The sequence below is a fragment of the Nostoc cf. edaphicum LEGE 07299 genome (assembly GCF_015207245.1).
GTDB lineage: Bacteria > Cyanobacteriota > Cyanobacteriia > Cyanobacteriales > Nostocaceae > Nostoc > Nostoc edaphicum_B.
This window is the reverse complement of record NZ_JADEXF010000407.1, coordinates 1-4,702: the sequence shown is the minus strand read 5'-3', so window position 1 is coordinate 4,702 and position 4,702 is coordinate 1. Positions and strand designations below refer to the sequence as shown.

The following is a 4,702-nucleotide window of genomic DNA, read 5'->3' as shown; positions in this document are numbered from 1 at the left end:
CAAGGTAATATCTTATGGTTCGTCTTGTAAGTGACACTGAAGCCATCCATTATGGTGAATTAAATTATACGTAATTACAATTATTTTTAGGTATTATTTTTTCAATCTGTTTATTTATCAAACAGTAAGTATAGGCTACAAAGTAGTATGTTGTACTACAAAAAAAGATGATTGGTATTAAAGGCACTGTCAATTAATCTAGTTTATTGAAAATAACCTTAGTGATAAAATGACGCCACTAAACATACCTTGTTTTAGTTACAGGACTGTACAGAGACAGCAATAGTCTGTTGTGGAGTGCAACTGTAGTAAATCAGATGCAGAGCGGATTGTGGGGTTATTCCCTAAGCTGATTAACCTTTGACGTAATGCTGAAATAATTGGGTTAATTTGCCCTCAGAATACCTCAATTATGGGGATTGTCAGAGTTTATTTTTCAGTTAATTATTTATTTTGATTGACAAAAATCAAACCAAATTTCACTTGATTGAGGTAATTAGTGTGTGAATTGGGGTAGTTAGGAGTAAATACGGGGGTGAGTTCTCCCACCGTATGGTTAAAGTAAGAGTATTGACAAATAGCTTACTGAGAAGCTTGATTTGCACGTTAATAGAAGAGAAGCTATGGCAAGAGCGAGTAAGCCAGCTGATTCGGTTGAGTTGGCGCGCATCATGCGGAATAAATATACGGAGGACGGTATAGTAATTAGCTATGTTCAGTCGAAGAAGCGAGGGCAAACTGAGTTAGTATGTGAGGCGCTGCGGGCGTATTACCTACCGTTTGCGCTATCTGCTGCGGGGGTATCTGGTGTTGAATTGCAGTCAGCCCTCCATGATGCGATCGCGCAACTTGAAGTTCAGATCATTAAGATGAAACGGACGTTTGGGATGGAGGGGTTGCCCCAGATAGTTCTTGTTAATCCTCATAGTGGAGTTTTCTCGCAAGGTGCAACTGGGTTACAACCAACAGTTGGAACTAATGGCGTGGAAATAACTCCTATTTCAGCTAATTCGGTTCCCCCTTCAGTTTCTTTTTTTGATTCCACTGGGCCAAGTCCTGTGTCGTTACCTGTTGCGACAGAACCAGTCGGATCAAATGTTTTGGGAGAAGATTCCGAAGATGATGGGTTTTTTAATGATGACGAGGATGATCCAATTGCTAAGGCAGAAATAGAAGTTGATGCAGGATTTCGTCTGGAGTGAGGGGATTATGAGGATATGGGTGGTTAGATATTTGAGAAAAGCATACTCTCTCTGCCTTCGGTTGTGATACTTGCGTAAGTCCCGTCCTTGTCCTGTTTGTCGTTGTGGGCAATATCTCCTTGCGATCGCCTGGTGCTGTTTGTTGTTAGGAGGTGCTTTTCACCTCTCCATTGGGCGCATTTAGAAGGAGTTTTTTCTCAAGCACCTGCACTGCATTCCTCAAAGTTTCTATGAAACCATTTCAGCCATAAATTTGGTCAAACCCTTTGGTCGAGTGCATCAACAGTATTTGACCGAACTGGAAAGGCGATCGCATTCTAGTTTTAGAGGTGCGATCGCCTGGAATAATCACTTCATATATCTCATCTGTAAAAGCTACAATCAAAAATTTGACAGCAAAGCAAATGTGTAATTGACCCCATCTGACATACCTTGCTATTGCTATTGCCCAAGACTCCACAATAACGATACTTTTTACTGGGGTAATTGCGGGGATGGTTGAGGTAATACGGGGTGTAATGATGACAATCACATTGTTTGAATTACAGCCAAAAAGCTAATTTTGTTTAATAATTCAACTTTTAGTTGATACAGAATTTGGGTGTGATTGGGGTAATTTAGTCATGATTTAGGAGGTGATTTGATCAGTGAATATTAAAGCAGTTTTTAGTACATTAGTGTACTTAGAATCTACGGTTTGGATTTGGTATTAGTGCTATGGAGTTACTTCAATTAGCCCCGTGGAAATTTGAACTTGGTTGCTTGCTGGCAGTTTGCACTGGACTCTCTACTCAATGGAGTTGAGTATGAATGCTGTAGCGCCATCGAAGAACATCGCCGTAATAGTTTTTTCTCTACGCACTGTGTATGTAAAAAAGCTGTTAAACCCTGTAAAGAAAGTGTTTTACACCACAGGATTTTTCCCATTTCGGTTAAATTGGGAACGATAGTAAAAGGTAATAAAAGATAAAGATATGCCCAAAACTAAGGAGAAAACAGACGTAAAAAAGGTAGTAATTACGATTGACATGGGTGCAAGTAAAACCAAGGCGATCGTTCAAGAGTATCCAGAGGGAAAGCCTGTTGTTTTACTTTTCGACTCAGAAGTAGCGGACGTTGCTAAAGCTTCGATTGAGAGCATTCAACAAGAAGGTAATCCTGAATCTCGTACTTGGGTAGGAATAGGTGATGAGTACTGCGCCTTGGGAGAGCTTGCCCGTCGTCGGTTTGGGGGTATATCGCAGCTGAAGGAGCTAAAGTACGAACTAGCAGTCCCTAAAATTTGTGGTGCATTTTGGCTGGCTAAGGAAAAGCTGAATTTGGGTAATGATGTTGCAGCTTACTTGAGCATCCTGCTACCGCCCGGTGAAGTGCAAGATAAAGAACAGTTACAAGTTCGGTTGAAGGATGCGTTTCGAGGATTTGATACACCAGCAGGTAAGATGCGGGTAAAAATGCTTCGTTATGATGCAGCTTCTGAGGGTAGTGGGATATTTTTTCACCGTAGGCGATCGCTTGGCAATAATATGCCTGCTTCTATGTATGTAATACTTGGTTATCGCAACGCAAGTATTTTCACCTTTCGCAGTGGTTCAATTGGTGCGGGAATAACCAATAATTTTGGTATGTCTTGGCTGGTGAATAATTTTACTTCCAAGACATCGGGACTAAGCCCTGATAATCCCAATATTAAATATTATCGAGGTGTTGGTAGAAGCTGAAGTTAATTGTGACCCCCAGGTGATGCAGAAACTCTCACGCAAGCGCAAAGGTGATGAAATTCAACTTGATGGCGAGTCGATGTCCAAGGCTTTATTGCTTGCTAGAGATGAATATTGGCGTGCGATCGTCAGATGGTTGCGCTCGAAGATGGATGATGATATTGAAGAACTGGTGTTTTGCGGAGGGACTGCGGATTACATTCGTCCAGAAATAGACGCTTACTTCCAGAAAGAGGGGATTAAGGTATCTTGGCACGGTAATATTTTTATACCTGATGAGATATCTTCCGATATTGGCAATCGGATGGCGGATGTCTGGGCGCTCTACCAATATATGATTATTCAGTTTGATGAGTTGACTGGTTATACCCGCTCTGAGGTTGTACTGCTAACTAAATCCGCTGAAGGTAGTACAGATGAAGAAGTTAAACGTAAGTATAATTTTACGCCTTGTGAGCGACCTAGTACCTTTATTGCTGTGAACGAGAATGTTTGATTAGCTCAGAAAAAGTAGTGTAGTTACAAGGACTGCAACTACACTTCTGGGATGCTTTTTACGTAACTTCTCAATAACCACTGCATGAATGAGCCGATTACTCGTGGTTAGGTGAGAATAGCTAGTTCTAGGGGGATTGAAAATAATTCCTTGTTGGCAGCGCCCCTTTCTATAATGACATCAGGTAGATAGAGAATATTGTTATCCCGCTTCAATCGAGTACACTTTGAACAAAGACTGTTGTTCAGCGTAGAATCTTCATGGCAAGGTGGTTATATTATGTCAACAGAAGATTTTTCTTCTCAATAAGCTCAAAAAAGTCGCATTAATAGCTGCTGGTTGACACAGCTTTAAAGGTTGAAATCACATTAGAATTATGCCGTTGGTTTTTATACTCAATAACCAGCTTGCACAAAGGCAATAATGCTTTCCTACGGAACTATTAGATTGAGCAAGTGCTGAGTGAATATCTCTTGGACGGGGTATATTTCTTTTTGTGTACAATTCCACAATAGGCAATCTGTGTAGCTAGGTCGATATTAAGCTAATCGGCATTTAAGCTGCATAATATAAATGTAGAGTCGATTGAAAAAAGTATGCCACCACCAGCCAAAAACTTTTTAATTTTAGAACAAGTTACTCAGCTACAGCAGGCTCTTAAGGAGAGCGAATTACCGCACGTAAGTGAAAGAATTTTAATTATTCTGCTCCAAAACGATGGCAAAACACAACAAGAAATTTCTAGATTTCTAGGTTGTTCTCCCAGAACTGTTGCTTATTGGTGTATGCATGGAGATCCAGATAACCTAGAAAGTTTACATAATAAACGAGAGTATGAGCATAACCGAAAAGCCACGCCTGAATATATTGAACTGTTATTAAAAACAGTTGATAGAGAACCATCAGATTTGGGTTATGAATTTGGTCGATGGACAGCAGAAAGATTAGCAACATATTTAACAGAACAAACAGGAATTGATTTAAGTAGTTCTCAAGTTAGGAGGATATTAAAGCGAAAAAAGTATAGTTATATTTGGGCTAAATATGATTTAGAAGATAAACAAGATCCTCTAATTAGAGCAGAATTCCAAGAGAAGCTTGCCCAATATTTGACAATAGCAAGAGAGCAACCAGAGCTTTTGCAGGTATGGAAATGGGCGTGAGAGCGGTTTCAGTTTACGTGTGATTCGCCGTAAAAATTGGGGTAAGCGAGGAAAACGCAAAAATCTTACAGGGCAACGTCGGCGTGGTCGGGTCAATGTTATGGGAGGAATCCGAGAAGG

At 40.3% G+C, this 4,702-nt stretch carries 4 protein-coding genes and 1 pseudogene; 4 read left to right on the top strand and 1 reads right to left on the bottom strand.

All coding sequences use genetic code 11. The annotated features are described in order from the left end of the window. Nucleotides 1-623: 623 nt before the first annotated feature. A complete protein-coding gene (locus tag IQ229_RS13595; RefSeq protein ID WP_194044499.1) occupies nucleotides 624-1,202 on the top strand; it encodes a hypothetical protein in 579 nt (192 codons plus the stop codon). A 241-nt stretch (nucleotides 1,203-1,443) separates the two neighbouring features. On the opposite strand, the gene IQ229_RS13590 is transcribed toward IQ229_RS13595, so the two are convergent. Continuing rightward, the gene (locus tag IQ229_RS13590; RefSeq protein WP_194044497.1) at nucleotides 1,444-1,734 is read right to left on the bottom strand and encodes a hypothetical protein; all 291 of its coding nucleotides are present in this window, start codon (nucleotides 1,732-1,734) and stop codon (nucleotides 1,444-1,446) included. A 442-nt stretch (nucleotides 1,735-2,176) separates the two neighbouring features. Here IQ229_RS13590 and IQ229_RS24015 point away from each other — a divergent pair, with 442 nt between their 5' ends. The 3 genes and pseudogenes from IQ229_RS24015 to IQ229_RS13580 all read left to right on the top strand — a co-directional run. Continuing rightward, complete coding sequence (locus tag IQ229_RS24015) at nucleotides 2,177-2,923, top strand: ParM/StbA family protein (RefSeq protein ID WP_228013450.1); 747 nt, start codon at nucleotides 2,177-2,179, stop codon at nucleotides 2,921-2,923. Then, nucleotides 2,907-3,419: an acetate and sugar kinases/Hsc70/actin family protein gene (locus IQ229_RS24010; RefSeq protein WP_228013449.1), complete on the top strand. Its 513-nt coding sequence runs from the start codon at nucleotides 2,907-2,909 to the stop codon at nucleotides 3,417-3,419. Before IQ229_RS24015 ends, IQ229_RS24010 begins: the two co-directional genes overlap by 17 nt. Before the next feature lie 596 nt (nucleotides 3,420-4,015). After that, nucleotides 4,016-4,702, top strand: a pseudogene (locus IQ229_RS13580) (IS630 family transposase); the annotation flags it as partial.

Bases quoted from the DNA above. Each gene is read 5' to 3' on its own strand.
- IQ229_RS13595 (WP_194044499.1), top strand. From the start codon at position 624: ATGGCAAGAGCGAGTAAGCCAGCTGATTCGGTTGAGTTGGCGCGCATC.
- IQ229_RS24015 (WP_228013450.1), top strand. From the start codon at position 2,177: ATGCCCAAAACTAAGGAGAAAACAGACGTAAAAAAGGTAGTAATTACG.